Source organism: Chitinophaga alhagiae (assembly GCF_003568665.1).
Taxonomy (GTDB): Bacteria; Bacteroidota; Bacteroidia; order Chitinophagales; family Chitinophagaceae; genus Chitinophaga; species Chitinophaga alhagiae.
This window is the reverse complement of sequence record NZ_QXMH01000002.1, coordinates 1119956-1144715: the sequence shown is the minus strand read 5'-3', so window position 1 is coordinate 1144715 and position 24760 is coordinate 1119956. Positions and strand designations below refer to the sequence as shown.

16 protein-coding genes and 1 tRNA gene are annotated in these 24760 nt (G+C 53.4%); 8 read left to right on the top strand and 9 right to left on the bottom strand.

Annotated features, from left to right (window positions below; genetic code table 11):
* Window positions 1-157: 157 nt before the first annotated feature.
* A complete protein-coding gene (locus tag D3A97_RS15540) occupies window positions 158-1012 on the top strand; it encodes a hypothetical protein (RefSeq protein WP_157986575.1) in 855 nt (284 codons plus the stop codon).
* Here D3A97_RS15540 and D3A97_RS15535 read toward each other — a convergent pair.
* Window positions 1002-1259 carry a YciI family protein gene (locus D3A97_RS15535; protein ID WP_119079382.1) on the bottom strand — a complete coding sequence of 86 codons (258 nt, stop codon included), beginning with the start codon at window positions 1257-1259 and terminating at the stop codon, window positions 1002-1004. The two genes, D3A97_RS15540 and D3A97_RS15535, sit on opposite strands and share 11 nt — an antisense overlap.
* Window positions 1260-1392: 133 nt before the next feature.
* Between D3A97_RS15535 and D3A97_RS15530 the strand changes: the two genes are divergently transcribed.
* The gene (locus D3A97_RS15530; RefSeq protein WP_157986574.1) at window positions 1393-2301 is read left to right on the top strand and encodes a helix-turn-helix domain-containing protein; all 909 of its coding nucleotides are present in this window, start codon (window positions 1393-1395) and stop codon (window positions 2299-2301) included.
* A 98-nt stretch (window positions 2302-2399) separates the two neighbouring features.
* Window positions 2400-2804 (top strand): VOC family protein, encoded by a 405-nt coding sequence (locus tag D3A97_RS15525; RefSeq protein WP_119079592.1) that lies wholly within the window; start codon window positions 2400-2402, stop codon window positions 2802-2804.
* 333 nt (window positions 2805-3137) lie between these two features.
* Here the strand turns inward: D3A97_RS15525 and D3A97_RS15520 are convergent.
* From D3A97_RS15520 to D3A97_RS15495, 6 genes are all read right to left on the bottom strand, one after another.
* Window positions 3138-3222: transfer RNA gene (locus D3A97_RS15520), tRNA-Ser, on the bottom strand.
* 327 nt (window positions 3223-3549) lie between these two features.
* Window positions 3550-4959 carry an efflux transporter outer membrane subunit gene (locus tag D3A97_RS15515; protein ID WP_119079380.1) on the bottom strand — a complete coding sequence of 470 codons (1410 nt, stop codon included), beginning with the start codon at window positions 4957-4959 and terminating at the stop codon, window positions 3550-3552.
* Between the two features lie 15 nt (window positions 4960-4974).
* Window positions 4975-8148 carry an efflux RND transporter permease subunit gene (locus D3A97_RS15510; RefSeq protein WP_119079379.1) on the bottom strand — a complete coding sequence of 1058 codons (3174 nt, stop codon included), beginning with the start codon at window positions 8146-8148 and terminating at the stop codon, window positions 4975-4977.
* Window positions 8149-8226: 78 nt separating this feature from the next.
* Complete coding sequence (locus D3A97_RS15505; protein WP_232825977.1) at window positions 8227-9267, bottom strand: efflux RND transporter periplasmic adaptor subunit; 1041 nt, start codon at window positions 9265-9267, stop codon at window positions 8227-8229.
* A 497-nt stretch (window positions 9268-9764) separates the two neighbouring features.
* Window positions 9765-10652, bottom strand: coding sequence for a helix-turn-helix domain-containing protein (locus D3A97_RS15500; protein ID WP_119079377.1), 888 nt, complete (start codon window positions 10650-10652; stop codon window positions 9765-9767).
* A gap of 67 nt (window positions 10653-10719) precedes the next feature.
* Window positions 10720-12825 carry an endonuclease MutS2 gene (locus D3A97_RS15495; RefSeq protein ID WP_119079376.1) on the bottom strand — a complete coding sequence of 702 codons (2106 nt, stop codon included), beginning with the start codon at window positions 12823-12825 and terminating at the stop codon, window positions 10720-10722.
* A gap of 220 nt (window positions 12826-13045) precedes the next feature.
* Between D3A97_RS15495 and msrA the strand changes: the two genes are divergently transcribed.
* The gene (msrA, locus tag D3A97_RS15490; protein WP_232825976.1) at window positions 13046-13696 is read left to right on the top strand and encodes a peptide-methionine (S)-S-oxide reductase MsrA; all 651 of its coding nucleotides are present in this window, start codon (window positions 13046-13048) and stop codon (window positions 13694-13696) included.
* Window positions 13697-13848: 152 nt separating this feature from the next.
* Here msrA and D3A97_RS15485 read toward each other — a convergent pair whose 3' ends face one another.
* On the bottom strand, window positions 13849-14049 hold the full coding sequence (locus tag D3A97_RS15485; protein ID WP_119079375.1) for a hypothetical protein: 201 nt from the start codon (window positions 14047-14049) through the stop codon (window positions 13849-13851).
* 157 nt (window positions 14050-14206) lie between these two features.
* On the opposite strand from D3A97_RS15485, the gene D3A97_RS15480 reads away from it, so the two are divergent.
* The 4 genes from D3A97_RS15480 to D3A97_RS15465 all read left to right on the top strand — a co-directional run bounded on the left by D3A97_RS15480 (window position 14207) and on the right by D3A97_RS15465 (window position 21206).
* Complete coding sequence (locus D3A97_RS15480; protein ID WP_157986573.1) at window positions 14207-14749, top strand: RNA polymerase sigma factor; 543 nt, start codon at window positions 14207-14209, stop codon at window positions 14747-14749.
* A gap of 193 nt (window positions 14750-14942) precedes the next feature.
* On the top strand, window positions 14943-15980 hold the full coding sequence (locus D3A97_RS15475; RefSeq protein WP_119079373.1) for a FecR family protein: 1038 nt from the start codon (window positions 14943-14945) through the stop codon (window positions 15978-15980).
* A gap of 340 nt (window positions 15981-16320) precedes the next feature.
* Complete coding sequence (locus D3A97_RS15470; RefSeq protein WP_157986572.1) at window positions 16321-19524, top strand: SusC/RagA family TonB-linked outer membrane protein; 3204 nt, start codon at window positions 16321-16323, stop codon at window positions 19522-19524.
* Between the two features lie 23 nt (window positions 19525-19547).
* Window positions 19548-21206, top strand: a complete 1659-nt coding sequence (locus D3A97_RS15465; RefSeq protein WP_119079371.1) for a RagB/SusD family nutrient uptake outer membrane protein — start codon at window positions 19548-19550, stop codon at window positions 21204-21206.
* A 169-nt stretch (window positions 21207-21375) separates the two neighbouring features.
* On the opposite strand, the gene D3A97_RS15460 is transcribed toward D3A97_RS15465, so the two are convergent.
* Window positions 21376-24756 carry a 3-keto-alpha-glucoside-1,2-lyase-like domain-containing protein gene (locus tag D3A97_RS15460; protein ID WP_119079370.1) on the bottom strand — a complete coding sequence of 1127 codons (3381 nt, stop codon included), beginning with the start codon at window positions 24754-24756 and terminating at the stop codon, window positions 21376-21378.
* Window positions 24757-24760 lie beyond the last annotated feature (4 nt).

Here is a 24760-nt window from a genome sequence, read left to right as displayed (position 1 = left end):
AAAATAGAGGGGTACCCCCGGGCGCAGGCGGGCAATTGTTCTCTGGATATTACGTCACGTTAACTGGTGAGTTGGTGTAGGTTTTCCTTCCTGTGGTCATAACTAGTGTTACCTCAACTTTCCGCGCTTTAATTTCAGGCAAGAAAAATTTACTGCCATGAAATCCAGCACACTCCTCACAATCCTCCTTATTTTCTCCAGTACATCTTACGGACAGGCTACCACATTTGTAGGAAGCACCCCGCCCCATGCTGTTGTAAGGGCATTTTTGGGAATATCCGCATCAGACTCGATAGATTTTATGCGCTGGAAGCTGTCTGTCAACAAGGATAGCTATGAACTTACCTGCAAGTATGGTATTTCCAAAGGCGGAACACCGGGTTTTATCGATGAAAAAGTTGTACATGGCGCCGGGAAACTCACCAAAGAGCGCCACATTTATACCCTGCACCGGAATAATCAAACCCTGGAACTGCTGGAAATAAATGAAAACCTGCTGCATCTTGCCGATCATCACAGCAACATGCTTGTTGGTAACGGAGGATACAGCTTTGTACTGAACAACGACCGGCCAAAAGCCACCCAATCCTTCACCATCGCCCCAAGTCCGAACAAACAGGCCTACCCGCTGGTTTTTGAAGGCCGTACACCATGCCAGGGGCTATCTCATTTACTGGACCCCAATAAGCAGGACGCTTGCCTCAAAATGAAATGGTATGTGCTGCTGTACGCGGACCCCATCACCCAAAAGCCTACATACTATCTCGAAGGCGGAAGCGGCTACAGGAAAGAAACGATGGACAAAGGGACATGGAGCATACAAACATTAAGCAATGGCCGGATCATCTATCAATTGAAGCCGGATAACAAGGACCATGTGATCAGCTTACTGAAAGGTGATGACAATATCTTGTTCTTCGTACGGCCTGATGGCAGCCTGCTGGTCGGAAATGAGGACTTCAGTTACACGCTGAACAGGAGGAGCCGGGAATATGACCGTGTTACACGTTAAGCTCCGCGCCTCCCGGGTTGCCCGGTACATCGTCCCTTTTGCCCTGCACCGGCCGCGGCTGGATCTCCCTGGCTTCTATTGTTCCCCCTTGTTCAAGCACCGGGCAGGATTTTGCCAAACGTAGCGCCGCCTCAAAATCAGCCGCCCTGATGACGATGTTGCTGATGAGCCTTAAACTACCAGACACCAGGCTATCTTCCTTCACGGTCTTTTGCGGCCCGCTGGGTGAAAAATCATGTATCTGCATGAGACATTTTTTGGTTTGGGACAGCAATCCTGTTCACAGCATTTTTGTTTACCTTAGATACAACAAGCAATTAAAATGATTGACAACATTCAATATAACACGAGCGCCATTTTACGTTTAACCAAAAGATGAAGTGAAGCAAGCAATGACAAAATCAACTGTATCCATCCCGTACTATACCGAGATCAATGATTTTCTGAAAATATTCCCTTTTTCGGGGCGGACAGCTAACCCCCTGTTTTATAGCATAAAGCTGAATAAATCAGACATAGAAAAAGAATTTTACATTCCCCCGTTCCGAAGGGCATTCTATTTTTTTGCTATTTTCCTGAGTTCGGGAAAAATCAAGATCAGCTATGACAACAAAACCGTAAATGACCCCGAAGCCTATTTGGTTTGCCACTCACCGGATTTGGTCTATAGCTTTTCCAAATCCGATGCCTTGGAAGGGTATATCTTTTATTTTAAACCGGAGTGTTTTTCGTTTTTCAAACCGAGCTTCCATAGGGAGTTCCCTTTCTTTAACCGCCTTTATACAAACCTGTTTACGCTGACCAAGGCTACTTATCGCCAATTGATCCCCCATTTTGAAGAGGTTCTAATAGCTTACGAGAGGAGCAGCGAGGGAGCGCATATTGAAGCCAGATTAAAACTGCTTGCGCTGCTTTACCGTGTGAAAGAATTTATAGATGAGCAATACGATGCCGCACGATTTGCTTCCCCTGATCAGGGATTGCTAAGTAAATACCTGCATCTGGTAAACAGCCATTATATTGAGAAGCGGACGGTAAAGGAATATGCCGAGCTGCTTTCGGTAACACCCAACCATCTTTCTCAAACCATCAAGACGGTCTCCGGTAGAAATGCGCTGACCTATATCTCCGAAAGACTGGTAAGGGAAGCTAAATCCCTACTCTTATACACCGACTTTAGCATATCGGAAATCGCCTATCGGTTAGGCTTTTCAGACCCGGCTAATTTTGGGAAATTCTTTAAAAAAGAAACAGGGCAATCTCCATCAGTATTTGCGAAAAAGCCATAATCCATCAAATTTACCGACCAACCCAATTTTTCGACAACATTTTACGTCGGGAAGCCCCTTCCTTTGCAATGGTGTTAATCATTAAAAATGAAAAGATCATGGCAACAAAAGTTTTTATCAATTTACCGGTTAAGGACCTGCACAAGTCTAAAACGTTCTTCGCAGGTCTTGGGTTCAGTTTCAACCCACAATTCAGTGACGAGAATGCGGCTTGCATGGTTATCAGTGATTCCATATTTGCGATGCTGCTTATGGAACCATACTTTCAGACGTTTACCAGGAAGGCAATATGTGATGCGACTAAAAATACCGAAGTGCTGATTGCCCTGGATGCTGCTTCTCGTGAAGAAGTGGAACAAACAATCGCCAGGGCAAAAGAACTGGGGGCGAGCATTTACGCCGAACCGGCCGACCAGGGTTGGATGTACCAGCACAGTTTTGCCGATCTGGATGGCCACCAATGGGAAGTAGCCTATGTGGACGTAAGTCAAATGCCGGGTTAGTCAATTAACAGGGTACACGACAAATTTCCCGCAGTTGGCAAGACGCCGGAACTACGGATAGCGGGATTTGTCGTGTACCAATTAAAACCAGACAATGATGAAAACAATAACATTAAGCATTTTAGCTTTATTGTGGTATTCGTCGTTTATGCAAAGACTGCCACATCCTCCTAAAAACACCAATGTCCCGCTACCTGCGAGACATTCAAAAGTGAGCGGAGGAAGAGGGATTCGAACCCCCGGACCTGTTACAGTCAACATCGTTTATGCAAAGGCTGCCACATCCCCCTAAAAACACCAATGTCCCGCTACCTGCGAGACATTTTTTTAGAGCGGAGGAAGAGGGATTCGAACCCCCGGACCTGTTACAGTCAACAGTTTTCAAGACTGCCGCAATCGACCGCTCTGCCATTCCTCCGGCGCAAAAGTATAAATCCGGATGAATTAAAAAAAATTTTTTTCGCGCAAGCGGGTAAAAAACCTTTCAAACACCCTGCTGCAGGGCACTTCAGCCAATAAAAAACCGGTAAACCGCCGTTCCCTTGGCTAAGTTTACCGGTACAACCTGATGTTCATGAAGAGCGGTGTAACGTTGACAGATGACAGTTGCCTTTTGCATTCTTCCTTTTAACCTGTCTGTTGATCCGGAAATACAACCATCACCTGTCAACGTTCCCCGCTCTGTTGCAATAACGGCTCCGGGGGTTCGAATCCCTCTTTCTCCGCTATTGCCGAACACCGGGTTTTATTGATACCCGCCCCCCAGGGAGCGGTAAAGATCCACCATGGCGGTCAGCCGCTGGCGACTGATATCCGCCTGCGTCAGTTCCGCCTGCAGGCTGCTGCTCTGTGCCGCGATCACCTCCAGGTAGTTGGCCAGGCCGCTGCGGAAAAGCAAGCGGGCGTTAGATACGGCCTGCTGCGTGGTTTCCAGGCGGCTGGTGGCAATGGTTTCCTGTTCCTTCAGTTTCTCCAGCTGCACCAGCGCGTCAGACACTTCTCGTACGGCATTAGTAACAGACTGGCGGAAGAGTATCACGGCCTGGTCACGTTCCACTTTGGCCACTTCCAGTTGCGTTTTCAGGCGGCGCTGCTGGAACACGGGCTGGGCTATATTGCCGGCCACGGTGCCAAACAGGGAGTTGGGAATGGAAAACCACTTCCCTATTTCGTAAGCGTTGAGGCCGCCGTTGGCGGTGAGGCTGAGCGCGGGGTACATGCTGCCCTGCGCCACGCCTACGTTGGCGTTGGCCGCTTTCAGGCCCAGTTCGGACGCTTTCACGTCCGGCCGGTTGCTGATCACGGCGGCGGGTACGCCGGTGGCCAGTTCGTCCCATACCTTAAGATCGGCCAGCGCAGTATTGCGCGGCACGGCGCCGGGCATCTGGCCCATCAGTATGCGGATGGCATTTTCCTGGATGGCGGCGGCCTGCTCCAGCTGCGGCACCAGCAGTTCCGCGGCCTGTTGCTGCGCCACGGCCTGCTGAACGGCCAGTTCTGTTACATCACCGGCCGTTTTCTGCATGCGGATCATCTGTACAATGGTATCGCTCAGGGTAGCATTGCTGCGGGCTATGCGCAGCTGCTCGTCCAGCATCAGCAGGTTAAAATAGCTGTTGGCCACATTGGCTACCAGGCCGGTCTGTATGGCTTTGGCGGCTTCAAAAGACTGCAGGTAGCTGGCCAGGGCGGCCTCTTTTTGCCGGCGTATCTTGCCCCAGATGTCTATTTCCCAGCTGATGCCTACGCCCAGGGTGAAATCCTCAATATGGTTCGTTTTGAGGAAATTTTCCAGGCTCAGGCCGTTCAGGCTGTTTTTGGACGGGATGCTGGTATTGGCCGTGGCATTGGCGGTAACAGACGGCAGCAGGGCGGTCTTGGCCTGTTTTACGTAGGCGGAAGCGGCCTCAATACGCTTCAGCGCTATCTGCAGGTCAAAGTTGTTCACCAGGGCGTCTGTGATCAGGTGCTGCAGCGTGGGGTCAGGGAAAAACTGCCGCCACGGCGCGTTGGCAATGGTACTGTCTGTTGCGGGCGTTCTTACGAACTGCTCCGGCAGGGCCACTTCGGGCCGCCTGTAGTCTTTTCCGACCCTGCAGGCGGCAAACGAAGCTGCCGCGAGTATAGCTATTATATATTTTGAGTATTGCGTCATATACCTTGATTTTACTTATACTGTTGCTTCTTCCATTTCCACTTCCATCTCTTCTTCATAAACCCTTAAGCCGGGACGGCCGGTTATTTTTTCCTGCAAGAACTGGAATATCACATACAGTACAGGAATAATAAATACGCCTAATATTACGCCGGTCAGCATACCGCCAATGGCGCTATAGCCAATGGAATGGTTCCCGACCGCGGAGCCTTTCTGCACAAATACCAGGGGTATCAAGCCTACGATAAAGGCGAAGGAAGTCATCAGGATAGGGCGAAGCCTGGCCCTTGCCCCGGCCAACGCCGATTCGAGCAGCCCCATCCCGTTACGCCGCCGCTGTACGGCAAATTCCACGATCAGGATGGCGTTCTTTGCCAGCAAGCCTATCAACATGATCATACCGATCTGTACATATATGTTATTGTCCAGACCGGCAAAACCGATGAAGGCGAATACGCCCAGGATACCAGTTGGAATGGTGAGGATGACTGCCAGCGGCAATACATAACTTTCGTATTGCGCGGCCAGCAGGAAGTATACGAACAGGATGCTGAGCAGGAAGATATAGATCTGCTGGCTGCCGGCGCTGATCTCTTCGCGGGTTGCGCCGGTCCATTCGTAACCATATCCATTGGGCAGCGCTTCTTTTGCGGTCTCTTCAATGGCCTTGATGGCATCGCCTGTACTGTAACCCGGCTTGGGCGTACCATTGATGGTCACGGCATTGAACATGTTGTTGCGTGTCACGGTTTCAGGACCGTATACACGTTTAAGTGAAACCATTGATTTTACCGGCACCATCTCACTCTGGTTATTCTTCACGTAAATACCATCCAGCGAGTGGATATCGTTACGATAGGGCACGTCAGCCTGCGCTACAACCCGGTAGTATTTTCCGAAACGGTTAAAATCCGAAACATAACTGCTACCGTAATATATCTGCAAGGTCTGCATCAGGTCATTAATTGATACGCCTAATTGTTTGGCTTTGAAATTATCCACTTCTACCTTGTATTGGGGGTTGCCGGCTGAGAAGGTGGTGAAGGCCGCACCGATCTCTTTTCTTTGCATCAAAGCGCCGATAAAGGCCCAGGCGTTATTACCCAACTGGTCCAGCGGGCGCCCCAGCTTATCCTGCAGCATGAACTCAAAGCCGCTCACGTTACCAAAACCCTGCACCGTCGGGAAGGTAAAGAAGAAGGCGCTTGCATCTTTCAGCTGGCTTGCCGGCCCGTACATCATTCCGGTAATCTGGTCAATATTCTCTACGGCGCCCCTCTCCCCTCTGTCTTTCAGGCGTACGAACCCTGCGGCGTAAGGAGAAGCCGCGGCATTGCTGATGAAGTTAAAACCATCCACCGTCCACGTATGTTTTACCGCCGGGAATTGGCGAAGCGCCTCGTCTATTTTCTGTGTAGACTTGTGCGTTCTGTCCATGGAACTGCCCGGAGGTGTGTTCAGGGCATATAATACGAAGCTCTGGTCTTCTGTAGGAATAAACCCGGTAGGTGTTCTCATGGCCAGTATAAACGCCCCGATGGTCACTATTACCAGGAGGCCGATGGCAATCGCCTTGCGGCGGATCAGGAAATTAAGGCTCCTGACGTACCGGTTCGTCATGGAGCGGAAACCGGCATTGAAGGCATTAAAGAAGCGGCTTCCAAAGCCCGTCTTCTTACCATGCTCCCCTTCTTCAGGTTTTAAGAACAAGGCGCACAGCGCAGGGCTCAGGGTCAATGCGTTGATCGCAGAGATCATGATCGCGATGGCCAGTGTAAATGCAAACTGCCTGTAGAACACGCCTGCGGGGCCTTCCATGAAACCAACGGGAATAAATACCGCCATCATCACCAATGTAATGGAAATAACGGCCCCTGATATTTCATCCATCGACTTCAGGGTAGCTTTCCTCGCCGGCCATCGCGTGTGTTCCATTTTGGCGTGTACCGCTTCCACCACCACTATCGCATCATCCACCACAATGCCGATTGCCAGCACCAGGGCGAACAAGGTTAGCAGGTTGATACTGAAACCAAACAGCTGCAGGAAGAAGAATGTACCTAGAATGGCCACCGGTACCGCAATAGCAGGGATCAGCGTAGAGCGGAAATCCTGCAGAAAAATGTATACCACCAGGAATACCAGCAAAAATGCGATCACAAGCGTTTCACGGACCTGGTGTATGGAGGCGTCCAGGAAGTCCTTGGCGTTGTACATCACTTCCGTTTTCACCCCGGCAGGAAGAGAGGCGCTGAAATCCACCAGCAGATGCTCGATGTTGTCCAGTATCTCATTGGCATTGGAGCCGGCCGTCTGAATAATGGCGAAACCCGCAGCCGGTTTACCGTCCAGCAGGTTATTAGCTCCATAGCTGAGCGACCCGAACTCTATACGGGCTACGTCTTTCAGGCGAAGCATAGACCCATCGCTGTTGGCTTTGATGATAATATTCTCATAGTCCTCGTTCAGGCTCAGCTTACCCTTGTACTTCAATACAAATTCAAAGGTCTCAGTGCTGCTTTCGCCTAAACGGCCCGGGGCTGATTCAATGTTCTGGTCCCTGATCGCGTTCAGTACATCCTGCGGTGCAAGATTATTGGCTGCCAGGCGGTCGGGCTTTAGCCAGATACGCATGGAATAGTCTTTGGCGCCAAAGATCTGCGCCTGGGCTACGCCGGGTACACGCTGGATCTGCGGGATCAGGTTGATCTTGATATAGTTTTGGAGGAACTTTTCATCGTATTCCTTGGGGTTTTCACTATACAAACCCATGAACATGATAAAACCGTTCTGCACCTTCTGCGTGCTGATGCCCGCCGTTACCACTTCTGCGGGTAACTGGCTGGTGGCTTTGGATACCCTGTTCTGCACGTTTACGGCCGCAATATCGGGATCGGTCCCCTGTTTAAAAAAGACCGTCAGCACCATACTGCCGTCGTTATTGGAGTTGGAGGTCATGTAGGTCATGTTCTCCACGCCGTTCACGGCTTCCTCAATCGGGTTGGCCACGGAGCGGGCCACTACTTCGGCGTTAGCACCGGGGTAAACAGCCGTCACCGTAACACTGGGCGGCGCAATGTCCGGGAACAACGTAACAGGCAGGGCGAAGTAGGATATAATGCCCAATAATAGCAGGATTATGGACACTACCGTAGAAAGCACCGGCCTTAATATAAATCTTCTTAACATGATGAATTCACTTTTTTAGATCGTAAGTAAAAATCGATTTTGCATGTCATGCATGGCCATAAAAGCATCGCCTCTTACTTACAATGTTTTTGACTTAAGCACACTGTCTGCCGGTACCGGCTGTGGTGTGATAACAGCTCCGTCCTTTAAATTACCCGTTCCGGACAAAACGATCTTCTCCCCTGCTTTCAGTCCTTCGCTGACAAAATAGAGGTTGGCGGTCTTCCCGGAGATCCGGATGGGCCTGCTGGACACTTTATTGCTATCGGCTACAGTATATACCAGCACTTTGTCCTGGATCTCAAATGTAGCTTCCTGCGGTATCGTAATGGCGGAAGGGACCTCCTGTGCAAACCTTACTTTGCCTGTGTTGCCCGTGCGCAGTACACCATCGGGATTGGGGAACGTGGCACGGAAAGTGATAGCCCCGGTGGTTTTATCGAATTGTCCCTCTATCGTTCCTATCTTCCCTTTTTCGGCGAACGTACTGTTATCTGCCAGTATCAGCTCTACAGGAGGTGTGCTCTTCAGCTTTTCTTCAAGCGTCTTTCCCGGAAAATTGTTTTGGAAAGTGATAAAGTCCGTTTCGCTCATTGAAAAATAGGCGTACATTTCCTGTACTTCGGAAAGCACGGTGAGGGGCTGGGCATCGGCGTTGCTTACAAGGGCGCCTACTTTATAAGGGATCCGCCCTATGTAACCGCTCACTGGAGCGGTGACCAGGGTATAGCCTACATTGATCCGTGCGCTGCCTGCGGCTGCCTTAGCCTGGGCTAAAGCCGCCTTTGCGGCCTCATGGTTTGCTTTTGCCGTTTTCAACTGCACGTCAGAGATCACGTTGCTGGCAACCAGGGGGGACAGGCGGTCCACTTCCACCTGCGCCTTTTCAACGTTAGCTTGCGCAGCAAGCTGGTTCGAAGCGGCGCTGTTCAATTGTTCGGCATATACTTTCGGATCTATTTTAAACAAAGGCTGCCCTGCTTTTACATAAGCGCCTTCATCCACAAATATCTTTTCAAGATAGCCGGATACCTGCGGGCGCACGTCTACATTCACCTTGCCTTCCAGCGAAGCGGGAAATTCAAGGTAAGTGGTAGCCGGCGCTGATACAACCGCCATCACAGGCAATTGCGGGGGGCCTTGATGGACCGGGCCTGCCTTGGGAGATGAGCAGCTATATAATGATACGGCCAACATCAGGATGCCAATTGAGTAGGCAAGTGGTTGATGTGCGATCATTTTTTCGTGTAATGGTCTGTCGAATTTTAATACTGATTTCATACTTCGGTTGTTTATAGAAAAATTAGAAAGTTCACATCCGTGTTGTATCCTGTATTGTATCCCGTAAACGGAAGACAATAAGGCAACCAGGGCATGATGATGCCGGTGCATTCAAAACATGGTGTGAAAAAAAGGAAGACTGTAATGTAATACTGCCTGGGCGTGCAGTATAACTGAAACTAGCAGTCCCTGTTCCCGATATTGCTGTTATATCGTCAACAGAACTGTTACAGTTAGGTTACATAAGTTTCATCGTTCGCTGATATTGATGCGTTGCAATTGACACTGCAAATGTAAAAAGATACTTGCTTTTGAAAACATTCCTTATTGCGGGATTAATTGTACTTTTCGCGGATAGTCTTCTGGAACAGCGCTGGTGTTTGTCCCGTATGCTTTTTGAAGAACCTTGAAAAGTAGGCGTCATCGTCAAAGTTCAACTCCCCCGCGATCTGTTTCACAGAGTGCTTTTGCCAGAACAGCAGCCGTTTTGCCTCCATAATGCGCTTGGCATCTATGATCTGCTTGGCGCTGCGGCCTATGGCATTCTTTACCGTATCATTCAGATGGCCGGGCGTTACATGCAGCATTTCCGCGTATTCAGACACCTGCACTTTTTCCCTGAAATGCTCGTCTACCAGTATTTTGAACTGGATGCCCAGGCTGTTGAAACTATTGTCTGGCCGGTAGATCTCCGCTGTTTCCGGGCGGGCTATACGGCCGCAGGCAATAATAAAGGCGCTGAGCACATTGCGGATAATGGCCTCCTTCCGGGGCTTGTCACTCCTGAACTCCGTGAGCAGGATGCGGGCAAAGGCCAGCAATTCCTGCAACTGGCTTTCTTCCAGCGGCACCACATTGTCTTTGAACACGCATTGCCAGCAGCTCAATACGCCCAGCGTTTCGGTGATCAGGAAATCCCGCGTGAAATAGAGCGCCAGTATTTCCGCATCGGAGCTGCGGTCATGCTGGTGGATCTGCTCCGGGTCCAGCATGATCACGGCGGGGGCGTGTATGGTATGTTTTTCGAAATCGATGTATTGGGTAATGCTGCCTTTGAGCAGTATGTCTATGGTATACCCGTCGTGCCGGTGCGGAATATCAAACCCCTCCCAGTCAATATCCCGGAGGTTGGCCAGTTGTATCATGAACTGGGAACCCTCTTCCCGGGCGGATGGCTCCTGGAAGCTGATGAGGGGTATATGATGCATCTTGGTGAGTTGCATGGGAATCTGTTTTTTGTTAGGTTAAATGTTCAGGCCCCGTCAGAAATGCCGGCAGGCAAAGGTACGGTTATTCCGCTTTTGCCCGTTCCTGCACCAGCACCAGGTCACTCAGCTTTACCTGTATGGGAATGTTCCCTATCTGCACCACCGCGGTTTTGGCCCGCAGCTCATTCACCTTCCCTACCTGGTTATTGGTACGTATCTTCACCCGGTCCCCTACCTTCACTTCTCCCTTCACCTCTTCAAATTTATCCTGTACCTTTTTCTGCAGCTTTTCGTTAATGGCCTTTTCTTTTTTCCGGAAGAGCAATGCTTCCGCCTGTTTGATCACTTTCTGCTTGTCTTCCGTCCGTTTCCATTCTACCACGATCTGTTTCAGCTTGCGTTCCATGTCTTTGAGGTACTGTATCTCCTCTTCCCGGATCTTGTTCTGCAGCTTCAATATGGTGTATTGCTGCTGCGCGCGTTCCTTGTCTGACAGTACCTCGTATTCCTTTTTCAGTTTCTCGTTCTCTTTCAGCAGTTTCTGCAGCTCCCGCTCTTTGCTTTCCACCTTTTGCAGGTCCTGCTCCGCCTTGTTCAGCAGCTTGTCCAGCCGGAAATGCCCTTCATCTACCAGCTTGCGCGCGCGGCTGATGAGGGCGGGGTCCAGCCCTATACGCTGGGCAATGGAGAAGGTGTACGAGCTGCCGGGCTTGCCTACCAGCAGCTTGTACATGGGCTGGAGGTTTTCTTCGTCAAAACCCATGGCCGCATTAATAATGCCCTTCACCTTGCCGGCCATGATCTTCAGGTTGAGGTAGTGCGTGGTCACAATGCCGCAGGCATGCTTGCGCGCCAGCTCTTCCATGATCACTTCCGCAAAGGCCCCGCCCAGGTTGGGGTCGGAGCCGCTGCCCAGCTCGTCTATAAAAAAGAGCGTTTTACCGTTCGCGTTCTCCATGAAATACTTCATGTTCTTGAGGTGCGAACTGTAGGTGCTCAGCTCAAACTCCAGGCTCTGCGTATCCCCGATGTGGATCATCACGTTACGGAAGATGCCCATCTGGCTGGCCGGGTGTACCGGTACCAGCAGACCGGCCTGCAGCATGAGCTGAATGAGCCCCACTGTTTTGAGGGTCACGGTTTTACCACCCGCGTTGGGCCCGCTGATCACCAGGATGTGATGTTCCTTGTTCAGCGTAAGGCTGACGGGGATGGTGGGTTTGCCCTGCTTGCGGTTATACAGCAGCAACAAAGGATGATAGGCCTCTACAAGATGCACCTGCGCATGTGGCAGCAGCATGGGGTAATTCCCGTTGATATCCAGGGCGAGCCGGGCTTTGGCCCGTATAAAATCGAATATGCCCAGTATATCGTGATAACCCTGCAGCAGGCCATGGTGTTTGGCCAGGTCTGCCGTAAGGGTGCGGAGAATTTTGTACACCTCCCGCTGCTCGTCCCTTTCCAGGGAAAACACCTCGTTGTTGAGCTGGATGGTCTCTTCCGGCTCCAGGAAGGCCGTTCTGCGGGTATCAGACTCCCCGTGCAGAATGCCCTTCACCATGCGTTTCTGCTCGGCAAACACAGCCAGCACCCGGCGGCCGTTGAGGAAGCTCTCCTCAATGTCTGCCAGGTAGCCCTGCTTCTGCAGTTTGGACAGGATGCGGTCAAACACCCGCCGCAGGTCCGTACGTTTACGGAACAGCGCCATCCTGATTTTGGCCAGCTCAGGGGTGGCATTGTCCCTCACCTGCCCGGCCTCGTCCAGCACAGCGTCTATCAGCGCTACTATCTTCTTTTCGTAATAAGTGCCGGCAATTACTTCGTAAAGACCGGCATATGTCACCTTTCTGTCAGCGTCAAAAAACCTTACAATGCTGTGCATGCTGTCTGCCAGCTTGCGGAGCTGCATGAACTGCTCCCCGCCCAGCACGGCCCCCTGTATTTCCAGCAACCGCAGCTCCTGCCGCAGGTTGAGCACATAGTCATTGGGGAAATGCTGTTGCAGCAGCACCAGCTGCTTATATTCATGCGCCTGTTGCAGCGCAGACTTTACGTAATCTATATGGGTATGCAGCCGCAGCTCTTCCGCCATCTGCTTGCCCAGTTCTGTTTTACAGTGCTCCTGCAGGAGCGTTTTCACCTTGTCAAATTCCAGTTGCACCAGCGCCGACTCCGGAAAATATTTCACCTTCTTGTCAATTTAATTTATTCGGCTACCGGCCCAATTGCAGCCTTTTTCCTTTTTTCGTACCGCAAAATTGGCCGATCCCCCTGAATTGATAAAAAATGTTTGATCAACCGGCAGCCGTGAATGACAAACGCCGTTCATCATCCGCCACTTCCGGAAAAGAATGTTAAAGTTACTTAACTTGTTGATCCAAAGCACGGCAAATGTCGTAATTTGATATATGCAATACCTGAAACATGTGATGCTCCTGTGCCTGCTGACCGGCAGCCTGGCCTCCTGTGCACAGGGCAGGAAAAAAGTAAATGAACCCGGTGATATGACCATTCAAAAAGATCAGAAAACGGCGGAGGCCGTATTTGGGAACGGCTGCTTCTGGTGTACGGAAGCCATTTTCCAGCAGCTGGAGGGGGTACTGAAAGTGGAATCAGGCTACTCAGGCGGCGCCACGCCCAACCCCACCTACGAGGAGGTGTGTACCGGCAATACCGGCCATGCCGAGGTGATCAAAATTACCTACGATCCCGCAAAGATCAACTACGCCACCCTGCTGGAGGCCTTCTGGGAAAGCCATGACCCTACCACCCTCAACCGCCAGGGCAATGACGTGGGCACGCAGTACCGTTCCGTAATATTCTACGGCAATGAGGAGGAAAAGAAAGAAGCGGAATACTACAAAAAGAAGCTGCAGGAGTCCGGCGCGTATGACAAACCCATCGTGACCGAGATCTCGCCGCTGAAAGAGTATTACAAGGCGGAGAACTACCACCAGAACTACTATAACCAGAACGGCTCGGCGCCTTACTGCCATTACGTGATACGGCCCAAGCTGGAGAAGTTCAAAAAGGCGTTTGCCGACAAGCTGAAGAAATAAAGGGGCGCGACGAGACAGGCGAAAACGTAACGTGGCGCCTGGCGCCCGGAAGGAACGATGGCCCCAAGAGCCGTTGCCCTTTCCCGCTTGAAACGAAAAAAGGCTGGCCCGCACAACGGGTCAGCCTTTTTTTGATGTATATACTATTGCTGTTACAACACTTCCACCTCTTTTATCCCCTTGGTGAGCCAGGAGAGTAAAAAATAGGCTATAGCGGTGATTATCAACACATATCCTGCAAATCCGAGCGTCACCACCGCCTCAATGCTCATCCAGCTGTACAGCTCCGCGAAGTAGGCAAAAACGGCCATCAGAACGCCGGTAATGCCGCCTATGAGCGTGATCGTTTTCATGAAAGGTATATTTGGGTTAATGCAATAGGTTACTGTTTGTCTGTCCACATATTATCCTTCCTATAACGTGCCAGTTTTACGAAAGTTTACAGCCCCCTGAAAATATTTTATTATCCCGTGATAGTTATTAACTTGCCTGCGGGATAATTTCTCTTTTTTGTTGAAAAACTATTCAGACGCCACGTTGGTTGGCCTATTGAAAGAAAACAGTGAACAGGCATTCCGGGAAATTTATGACCGGCACTGGAAGAGTTTGTATGAAACTGCCTTCCGAAAGACCAGCCCGGAAGATGCGGGAGACCTGGTGCAGGAAATTTTCCTCTACCTGTGGAAAAAACGCGGCACCCTGCAACTGGAAGCACAGCTGAACACTTACCTCCACGCCGCCCTCCGCCACAAGATCATAGACCATTACCGCCTCCGCGCGCAACGCGGCCTGTACTACGAGAACATACTGCCCGGCGGCGCCCTCTCCTCCCCGGACTATGAGACCAAGGAGCTGAACGGCATTATCCGCGCCGCGGTAGAACGTATGCCCAGCCGCATGCGGGAAATATTCATCCTCAACCGGGACGGCGGCCTCCCCTCCGCCGAAATTGCCCGCAAGCTCTCCCTCTCCGACCAAACCGTGAGGAACCAGATCAGCACGGCCATTCACCGCATCAGGGAAGCGGTGGAGCGGTACCAGAATGCGCGCTGAAGGTCAGCCAACGCATGGATAGTGCGGTGACAATGCAGGGCCGTTGTACCGGACTGGCATGGCAGCGTCACCCTGGCCCCTGGAAGCACTATCCTCTCCGAACAACAGCCTAAAAAAAACTTCCCCCGCTTCTGGTACAACTCCCTTTTTCCAGCGACTATAATCCCGGCCATTCTAAATTAAACTTACACCCATGTCGTCTGATCAACAACGCATTCATTCATTACTGCATAAATACGGCAGGCAGCAGTGTACGCCGGAAGAACTGGCGGAGCTGGAAAGCTGGTACGCCTCCCTCGGCGGCGGCAGCTCCCTGCCCTTTCCCGATGCGGCCGCGGAGCTGGCCGTAAAGGAAACGCTGTGGCAGCAGATCAACCGCAGCAAACAACCCGCCCGCAGTTTCCGCCTGCCCGTTTGGGCCAGGGTAGCGGCCATAGCCTTGCCGCTGGCGGCGGGCGCCTGGTTCCTGCTGAAAAAAACGCCCGCGCCGGCCACCGTTACGGCCGCCCGGGCAGACGCCCGGTCTATTACCACCCCGTACGGCGCCACCCGGCAGGCCACCCTGCCGGATGGTACGGAAGTATGGCTCAATGCGGGCAGCAGCCTCACGTACGGGCCGGGTTTCGGGGACAGCCAGCGCGAAGTGACCCTCAGCGGGGAAGCCTTTTTTGACGTGGAAAAAGACGCGGGCAAACCCTTTGTGATACACACGGGTAAAATGGACATCCGCGTGCTGGGCACCGCCTTCAATGTAAAGGCGTACCCGAACGACCAGACGCATGAGGCCTCCCTCATCCGCGGCGCCATTGAAGTAAGCCCGCTCAGCCACCCGGACAAAAAAGTGCTGCTGAAACCCAACGAAAAGATCGTATTACCCAACCAGCCGCTGACAACAAGCCCGGGCATGCTGCCGGAAGAAGGCTTCAAGGCCCTGCAGCGAGACGGTTACGCCCTGGCGGCCGTATCCGTAAACCCGGCAGACCGGTCCGTGGCGGAAACCGCCTGGGTCACCAACCGCCTGGCATTTATGAATGAAAGTTTCCAGGATATAGCATTGCGGCTGGAAAGGAAGTTTGAGGTAAAGATCGTATTTGCAGACAGCTCGGCATCAGCCCTGCGCTTTACGGCCACTTTCGAAGATGAGAACATCCGGGAAACGCTGGAAGCGCTGCAGTACACGGCGCCGTTCAATTTCCGGATAGACCGGCAAACTATTTATATCACCCGTTAAAATATTGCCTATGATGTAAGCAGCCACGTTACTAAATGAATCAGGGAAATGCGGCTAACATTTCCCTGGAAGAATTTAGACTTACAAGACAGGTTCTCAGTTGGAACCGGAGGCCTGTCTGCATTTTATTGACCTAAATCCACTTAAAAGTATGAAAAAAATCAGACTTCCGGGTGTCTTATTGCCATTACCCGTGCCCATTTTAAAAGTCCTGCTCTTTATGAAAGTATGTTTTGTAATAATACTTATTACATGTATGCAGGTATCAGCCAAAGTTTATTCTCAGAAGACAAAACTGACCTTCAAGGCGGAAAAGGTTCAACTAGCACGGATACTAAAATTGATCGAGAAAAAAACCAGCTACAGGTTCGTTTACAGCAACGATGTTCTTCCTGCCGAAAAAAAGATCACGCTCAACGCAGAAGAAACGCCTTTTGACGAAGTGATGAAAACTTTGCTGGATGATACCGGCCTCAACTTTAAAGTGCTCTCCAACAACCTGGTGGCCATTGCCCCCTCCCATGCCCAATTGGAAGATATTACGGTAAAGGGAAGGGTAACGGACAGCACCGGCGTTCCCCTGCCCGGCGTGGCCGTGCGGGTGGAAAACACTACCCGCGGCACCCTTACCAATTCGGAAGGCGCCTACGAACTGAAAGCGCCGGCCACGGCCGCGCTTATTTTCAGCCTGCTGGGCTATTTGCCCCAACGGGTGGAAATAGGTAATAACACTACCCTGAACGTCAGGCTGCAGGAAGATACCAAGGGCCTGAACGAGGTGGTAGTGGTAGGGTACGGTACGCAGAAACGCGCCAGCATGACCGGCGCCGTGGCGTCTATCAGTCCCGCGCAGATCACCCAGCGCCCCGTTACCTCCATCCAGAACGCCCTGCAGGGGCTGGTACCGGGCCTTACGGTACTGAACCGCCCCGGCGATGTAGGCAGTGACGTGGGCACCATGACCATCCGCGGCCGGACCAACCTGGGCGCCCCGGGCCCGCTCGTGATCATAGATGGCATACCGGCCTCCAACCGAGAGCTGGCCTCTCTCAACCCTGCCGATGTGGAAAGCATGAGCGTGCTGAAAGACGCGTCTTCCGCCGCTATTTACGGTGCGCGGGCGGCTAACGGCGTGCTGCTCATTACCACCAAACGCGGCAAGGAAGGCAAAATGTCTGTAGACCTGAACGCCAGCTACGGCTGGCAATCCCCTACCCGCCTGCCGGATTACCTGGGCTCCGCGGACTTTGCCCGCCTGTACAATGAGGCCATGACCAATGCCGGTAAACAACCGCGGTATACGGAAGAAGAGATCAGCAAATTTGCCACCGGCAGTGACCCGGACCTGTACCCGGATACGGACTGGTATGATGAGGCGCTGGCCAACCGCCCTGCCTACAAAGACGTGCAGATAGGCGTAACCGGCAGCAGCAACAAAACGCAGTACTACCTGGGCGCCGGTTACCTGGGGCAACAGTCGCTGGTGCAGAATAAAGGCATGAACCGTTATACCGTGCGCCTCAACGTGAACTCGCAGGTGCTCCCCATCCTGAACGTTGGCGCCAACATGTCTTTCCTGAAGCAAGACCTGGATACCGAAGGCGGTGAAATGAACTGGGTAAGCCTCAACCGGCTGGGCCCCACCATGGCCGCACGGCAGTCTGACGGCAGCTGGGGCACCATCAACGGCGGCAAGGTAGACGCTACGCTGGCCAAAGACAATGTACTGCGCAACATGGCGGAAGGCGGCCGCGGCTGGACGCGCAACCAGGTTACCCAAACCGCGCTCAACGCCACCCTCACCCCGCTGCCCGGCCTCAGCATCAAAGGCCTCGGCTCCATCAAGTACAACAACGACGTGAACAACCGTTTCTGGAACGAGCTGCCGCCGCTGATCAACTTCATCACCAAACAACCCATTGCCTCCACCGCCGTTACCCCCAACGAAATGGAAGAGTACTGGACGCGCCGCCAGGAGCTGCTGCTGCAAGCCTATGCGGAGTACGAAAAGAGCTTCGGCAGGCATAACGCCAAACTCATGATAGGCGCCTCCCAGGAGAGCAATGAGCTGCGCCAGGCTTTTGTAGGCCGCAAACGCTTCCCCAACAACACGGCCAACACTGTAGGCCTGGGCGGCGGCGGCTCGGAGAACATCAGTGAAGACGATAACGGCTCCGCCAACCGCTCCACGGCGGAAGAATGGGCCATCCGTTCCTTCTTTGGCCGCGCCAACTATAATTACAAAGACAAATACCTGTTTGAAGCCAACCTCCGCCTGGACCTTTCATCCCGCTTCCACCCGGACTACCGGCTGGCCAAGTTCCCCTCCCTCTCCGCCGGCTGGCGCATTTCCGAAGAGCCTTTCATGAAGAACGTACAATGGCTCAACAACCTGAAGCTGCGCGCCTCCTGGGGCATCCTCGGTAACCAGGACAATGTGGCCCTCGGCAACTACTATGACCGTCTCAACACCGGCTACTCCTACAACTTTGAAGGCGGCCCGGTAGACGGCGTATGGCAGAAAACCGGCACCAACAAGCTGGCCAGCTGGGAAGAAGTGACCATGACGGACGTAGGGCTTGACTTCACCCTCTTTAACGGCCTGCTGGACGTAACGGCAGACTATTACATCAAAAAAACAGACGGCATCCTGCTCACCCAGAGCGTGCCCGCTACCTACGCGCTGGACGCGGCTACGGTGAATGCCGGCGCCACGCAGAACAAGGGCATAGAGCTGATGCTCAGCCACACCCACCGCATTGGCAAAAACTTTGAATACCATGTAAGCGCCAACATCTCCCACATCCGCAACACCATCGTAAACCTCGGCCCCGGCGTTACCGAGCGGCTCAGCGACCGCTGGATCGAGCGGGTGGGCGAATCCGTTGGTTCCTTCTACGGCTGGGAGGCCATGGGCCTTTTCAAAGACCAGAAAGACGTAGACGAACATGCCACGCAATCCGCCTCCACCAAACCCGGCGATATCAAGTACAAAGACCAGGACGGCAACGGCCAGATAGACGCCAGTGACCGGGTGATCCTCGGCAACGACGTGCCCTGGGTGAACTACGGCGGCAGCATTGGCGCCTCCTGGAAAGGGATCAGCGTGGAAGTGCTGGTGTACGGCGCGGCCGGTGTAAAAACCTACCTGGACGGGGAAGCGGCCTTTTCTTTCTTCAACGGCGCCAGCGTAAAAAGCTATCACCTCCAGCGCTGGACAACGGCCAACCCCGATCCCAACGCCGCGTATCCCCGCATCCTGATCAGCGCAGACGGCAAGCATAACTATGACAACCGCTCGTCTTTCTGGCTGTTCAACGCCTCTTACCTGCGCATCCGTTCGCTGAACTTCGGGTACACCTTCCCCGGCAGGCTGGTGAAAAAAGCAGGCATGCAACAGGCCCGGCTCTTCGTCACTTCCAACAATCCGTTCACCTTCATGATGGACAAACGCCTGACCGATTATGACCCAGAAATAGGCTCCGGGCGCGGCGGTTACCCTGGTATTAAAACCTGGGCCATAGGTATGAACGTGCGTTTTTAATGATGATCTAAACAGAAAAAGAAATGACAAGATATACATTCCATATAGCAGCGCTCGCGGCCTCCTGCCTGCTGTTTTCCTGCAACAAGGACTTTTTGGAAAGGCCCCCGCAGAACCAGCTTTCCGAAGGCACTTTCTGGACCAGCGAAAAAGACGCCACCGCCGCGCTGAACGCCATTTATCAGCAGATAGACGGCAGTGACGGCAATGCCTACGAAGACGGCTCTACAGATAACGCCCACGCCCAGTACCCCTGGGAAAGCAATGCCACCACTATTTCTCTTGGAGACGTTACCACTTCCATGAACGAAGGCTGGAACTTTGAGGCCATCCGCCGGGTGAACTACTTCCTGGAGAACGTAGACAAGGCGCCGATGGACAATACGCTGAAAGAACGCTACAAGGCGGAAGCCCGCTTTATGCGCGCTTTCCGTTACGCCAATATGCTGGGCAACTTCGGAGACGTGCCGCTGATCACCAAAACCCTCACCGTAGAAGAATCTTATGTAGCGCGTACGCCCAAAGCGGAGGTGCTGCAGTTCATTACGGATGAGCTGGCCGCGGTGGCCGCCGTATTGCCGCCTTCTTACGCCGGCGGCAAGAACAATGAAAAAGGCCGCGTTACAAAAGGCGCGGCGCTGGCGCTGAAAGCCCGCGTACACCTTTACAACGGCCAGTGGCCACTGGCGGTGGAAGCCGCGGAGCAGGTAATGGGCATGGGCTACGAACTGTTCAGGGTAACCAGTGAAGACGCTAAAGACGCCGCAGATGATTATGCCCGCTGGGTAGATTTTGCGAACGCGGATGAGGCCGCCCGGTTCAGGTTGGGGCTGCGCAGTTATGAAAAGCTCTTCTGGCAGCAGTATGAAGAAAATAAAGAAGTGATACTGGACAGGCAGCACATCCCTGAAAAAGACACCAAGTTCATCAACACCCTGCTGCTGTCTGACGACCTCGGCGGCTGGAGCTCCATAGCGCCCACGCAAAGCCTGGTAGATGCTTACCAGAGCTTTAAAACAGGCGCTGCTATTGCCCCCGTTCCCGCGGCGGAGCGCGCCACACGTTATAAAGCCCGCGCCACAGACCCTGCGTTTTACGCGGAGTACCGCAACCGGGACCCGCGCTTCTACGCCAGCATATTGTTTGATGAAGCGCCCTGGAACAGTATCGAAGATGGTTACGCTTTTACCTGGGTGAAGGGCGGCAACAACTGCTCCAAAACCGGCTACAACTTCCGTAAATATGTAGACCCTGTAGCCTGGGGCGCGCGGATAGACAATCATGCCAATCACATCATTATCCGCTACGCGGAAATACTGCTGATCTACGCAGAGGCCAAAAACGAGCTTTCCGGCCCGGATGCCACCGTGTACAATGCCATAGACCAGCTGCGCACCCGCGCCGGCATGCCCGTGCTCAACCGCGCCGCATTGGGCACACAGGCCTTGCTCCGCGAAGCCATCCGCCAGGAGCGCCGCATTGAGCTGGTACTGGAAGGGCACCGTTTCAGGGACATCCGCCGCTGGAAGATCGCACCCCATGTAATGACCAACCTGTACGATCTGGAGAACGGCCTGGTGCAAACCCGCAAGTGGGACGACAGGCTGTACCTCATGCCCGTACCGCAGTCAGACATCGATAAAAACCCCAAGCTGAACCCGAACAACCCCGGGTACCAGTGAGCATGCGGCCCATATGGCCTGCCGCACTTTTCCCGGCATAAGGAAAGCGCGCTTGCCAGATGCGGTTCCTCCCCCGGTACAACAATATTGATAGTTGCTACTCTTCCCCATACAAAAAAGGGCTGTCAGAATTTGACAGCCCTTTCTCTTTCTGCGGATGTACCGCGGTTTATTTCTTTGCCAGGTCTTTTACGCGGATGTTGCGGAAGCGCACCACGGAGCCATGGCCCAGGAAGCCGATGCGGCCGGTAGTGTTCTTCAGGCCCGGGTGGTCTTTTTTGTCCAGCGTGCCTTTATCCCTTGCTTCAGCAATATCGCCGTCAAGGATAACGGTGCCGTTCAGCTCCACAATAATATGTGTGCCTTTTACCGTTACCTGCTGGTAGTTCCACTCCCCGTTAGGTTTCAGGAAGCCGCGTTTGGCGGGTATTACACCGTATACGGAACCATGGTACTGGTAAATGTGCAGTTTTTTGTAGATGTCTGCTTCATTGTCCAGTATCTGCAGTTCCATGCCTTTGTAAGCAGCGTCTCCGCCGGGAGGCATGCGGATGCCGAGGCCGTTGTTGGCGCCGGGCGTGAGCTGGAACTCAAAGCGGAACACAAAATCTGCGAACTCTTCTTTGGTGTACAGGTTGCCGCCGCCGGAACCTTTCGGTGAGCAGAGGATGTTGCCGTTATCCATCACATAGCTGGTAGTGTTACCTTCCCACTGATGCATGTTGGTACCATCGAAGAGGACCTTGTACCCTTCTTTCTTTTCCTCGGCGCTCAGCTCAAACGGTTTGGGTTGTTCAAATTCGCGGATATACAGGTTGCGGTAGGCCACGTGAGTGCCGTGCGCCTGCAGCTCCAGCTGCTCTTCGGGGAAGATGGGCAGCTTGCGGTCCCAGTAGTTTTCCAGTATCACGTTGTCTACCACCAGTTTACCGTTGAGGTATACCGTTACGCGGTCTCCTTTCATGATGATGCGGAAGGTATTCCATTCACCAATGGCGTTGTCTGCCAGCTCGGTGGGTTTGCTGGGGTTTTTCTGGTTGTTGTACAGGCCGCCGGAGCCTACCTGGGCGCCTACATCGCGGCGGGCGGTGTCCCAGATCTGCACCTGGGGCGTACCACGCAGGTAAATGCCTGCATCACCGTCTTTGGTGATCTGCCAGTCAACGAACATTTCAAAGTCGCCATACTTTTTCTCCGTGCAGAGGTTGCTGCCATGGCCGTTGAACACCAGCAGGCCGTCTTTCACGCTCCATCCTTCCCGCATTACGGCATCCGCTTTTTCCTGTTCTTTCTTTAATGTGGCCGCGTCCATTTTAGCGCGTTTAACGGGGTCTGCCACAAGGCCTTTCCAGCCGCTCAGGTCTTTACCGTTGAACATGGGCACAAATCCTTCGCCTGCGGGCATTTCATCCAGGTATTTGCGGATGGCCTGGCGCTGGTAGTCCGCATCACCACCTTTGAGGGCTTTGGCAGCCTTTTCCAGCAGGTTGCGCACCAGGGGGCCGCTATACGTTTTATCTGCCAGCGCAATGCCCATCACTGCATCAGCGGCCTGGGCCTGTACGGCGGCATCGTCCAGATACTGACCGGCAAACACCAGCGCGGGGAACGTTTTGCATTGCTCCGCCTGTTGCAGGATGTTCTTTTTCAGGCCCGCATCCTCCGTCAGCTCCATGGCGTTGGTGAGCATCAGCAGGCGCTGCTCTGCGGTGCCGGCAGTTTTTGCCAGGCGCACATACCCTTGCAGGGTGGTTTTGCGGTAGTCTGCACTATTACGGGCAATATTGATAAGGTCATTGGCCGCGCTGGCGTCTTTCCAGCTTACCAGGGCCGCTACGGCCGCGGCCTTCTGTGAAGCGCTGCCATTGGCAAATGCATCGCTCACCACTTTTTTAGCGGCGGCACCGCCAATACCGGCCAGTATAGCGTAATAACGCTCCTGCCCTGCGGCGCTTTCCTTTTTCATTTGTGCTATCACCGGCTCTGCTGGGTCGGAGAGCGAGCCTGCGCCGGCCACTACGGCAGCCTGCAGCGCTTTCACATCAGCAGGGGCGGCAGCTTTGGAAAGCAGTGTAAAAAGGGACGGCAGGTTTTGGGCGGTTACCACATCTTTGAGGCCATCATAAGCGGCCTTGCGCACGTTTTCCTGCGGAGAGCGGGTAAGGGCCAGCACGTTCTGCACCTGGCCGTCTGCCTTGCGGCTGGCCAGCACATCTATCAGCGCTACCTGCGCGGCGGGAGGCATAGTGCCCAATGCGGCGCCGGCCTGCGTTACTACTTCATTGCCTTTTATAGTTTTCAGCACGCCGGCAATGGCGGCTACTTCTTTGGCATCGCCTTTTTTCATGAGGGCCAGCAGCGGGGTAATAGCCTGGGCGCCACTGGTTTGGCCAACAGCGGTAATTGCGGCCAGCCTTACATTGGCATCCTTATCCGCCAGCGAGCGGATGGCAATGGGCGCAGCGGCGTCTACCTTGTTGTTGCCCAGCATGGAAATAACAGCCGCTTTACCGCCGCTGTTAGCCTTTGCCAGTGCCTTGATCCATGCAGCCGTAGCGGCGGGTGTGAGGTTCTGGCCGGCAAATTTGAGCGCGGCATCGCGGTACTCCGCGGAAGGATCGTTCACAGCCGCCAGTAATACGGGCAGGCTTTTTTCGCCCTGCAGCTGGTGCAGCAGATACAGTGCGGCGGTGCGCACCTGTTGCTGACCGGCGCGGCCGGCGGCAGACATTACGGAGTTAGCAATATCCGTTGCTTCTTTCGTTTTGCCTTTTGCGGCAATCTGCTGCGCGTACAGCAGGTAGGCAGCGGTGGCGTTGCTTTCATCATACTTGTAACCGGCTTTGGCGGCAGCGGCTTTCAATGCGTTTGCGGCCTGCGGCTCGGCAATGTGGGCCAGGGCATACAGCGCCGTTTTGGCCAGCATCTTGTCTGAAGAGGCGGCCAGCGGCAACAGGGCGCCGGTAGCGCCGGCCATGCGGCTATCCCCGATCACTTCCGCCAGTATCTGCTGGTTGCGGCCGCTTGTTTTGGGCAATGCTTCCAGCAACGCCTTTTGCGCAGCGGGAGAATTGATCTTCACCAGTGTGCGGGCAGCGGGATCGCACAGGCGCTCGTCTGCCAGGTAAGGTTGCAGGCTGCTAACGGCCGCATCCGTACCAATGTGCTGCAACATGGTGATGAGGAATGCCTTGTTCTCTTTATCGCTCACCTGCTTCAATGCCTTGCAGAAGGCATCTACGGCAGCGGTGCGTTCTTTTTCCTTGCCCGGCTGGGTGACGTAGAAGGCATAACCGCCCAGTGCGTACTGCACGGCGCCGTTGTCTCCTTTTCCGGCGGGAGACAGCATGGCAGCCATTCCGGTAATGCCTTCCTCTCCCAGTTCAGCCAGCGCCTTCATATTGGCGTCAAGCTGTTTTGCGTTTTGCGCAGGCTGCTGTGCCAGCAGGTCCGCGATCTTTGTATGCGCTGCGCGGTTGTCTTGCCTGGGCTGTGCCATTACGGCCATCTGCGCCAGGCAACATGCAGCTATTAAAAGGATCTTTTTCATTGTT

What these genes read in the sequence shown, in the direction of transcription:
- D3A97_RS15540 (WP_157986575.1), top strand. Translation starts at nt 158, where the DNA reads ATGAAATCCAGCACACTCCTCACAATCCTCCTTATTTTCTCCAGTACA.
- D3A97_RS15535 (WP_119079382.1), bottom strand. Translation starts at nt 1,259, where the DNA reads ATGCAGATACATGATTTTTCACCCAGCGGGCCGCAAAAGACCGTGAAG.
- D3A97_RS15525 (WP_119079592.1), top strand. Translation starts at nt 2,400, where the DNA reads ATGGCAACAAAAGTTTTTATCAATTTACCGGTTAAGGACCTGCACAAG.
- D3A97_RS15515 (WP_119079380.1), bottom strand. Translation starts at nt 4,959, where the DNA reads ATGACGCAATACTCAAAATATATAATAGCTATACTCGCGGCAGCTTCG.
- D3A97_RS15510 (WP_119079379.1), bottom strand. Translation starts at nt 8,148, where the DNA reads ATGTTAAGAAGATTTATATTAAGGCCGGTGCTTTCTACGGTAGTGTCC.
- D3A97_RS15505 (WP_232825977.1), bottom strand. Translation starts at nt 9,267, where the DNA reads ATGGCGGTTGTATCAGCGCCGGCTACCACTTACCTTGAATTTCCCGCT.
- D3A97_RS15500 (WP_119079377.1), bottom strand. Translation starts at nt 10,652, where the DNA reads ATGCAACTCACCAAGATGCATCATATACCCCTCATCAGCTTCCAGGAG.
- msrA (WP_232825976.1), top strand. Translation starts at nt 13,046, where the DNA reads ATGCAATACCTGAAACATGTGATGCTCCTGTGCCTGCTGACCGGCAGC.
- D3A97_RS15485 (WP_119079375.1), bottom strand. Translation starts at nt 14,049, where the DNA reads ATGAAAACGATCACGCTCATAGGCGGCATTACCGGCGTTCTGATGGCC.
- D3A97_RS15475 (WP_119079373.1), top strand. Translation starts at nt 14,943, where the DNA reads ATGTCGTCTGATCAACAACGCATTCATTCATTACTGCATAAATACGGC.
- D3A97_RS15465 (WP_119079371.1), top strand. Translation starts at nt 19,548, where the DNA reads ATGACAAGATATACATTCCATATAGCAGCGCTCGCGGCCTCCTGCCTG.
- D3A97_RS15460 (WP_119079370.1), bottom strand. Translation starts at nt 24,756, where the DNA reads ATGAAAAAGATCCTTTTAATAGCTGCATGTTGCCTGGCGCAGATGGCC.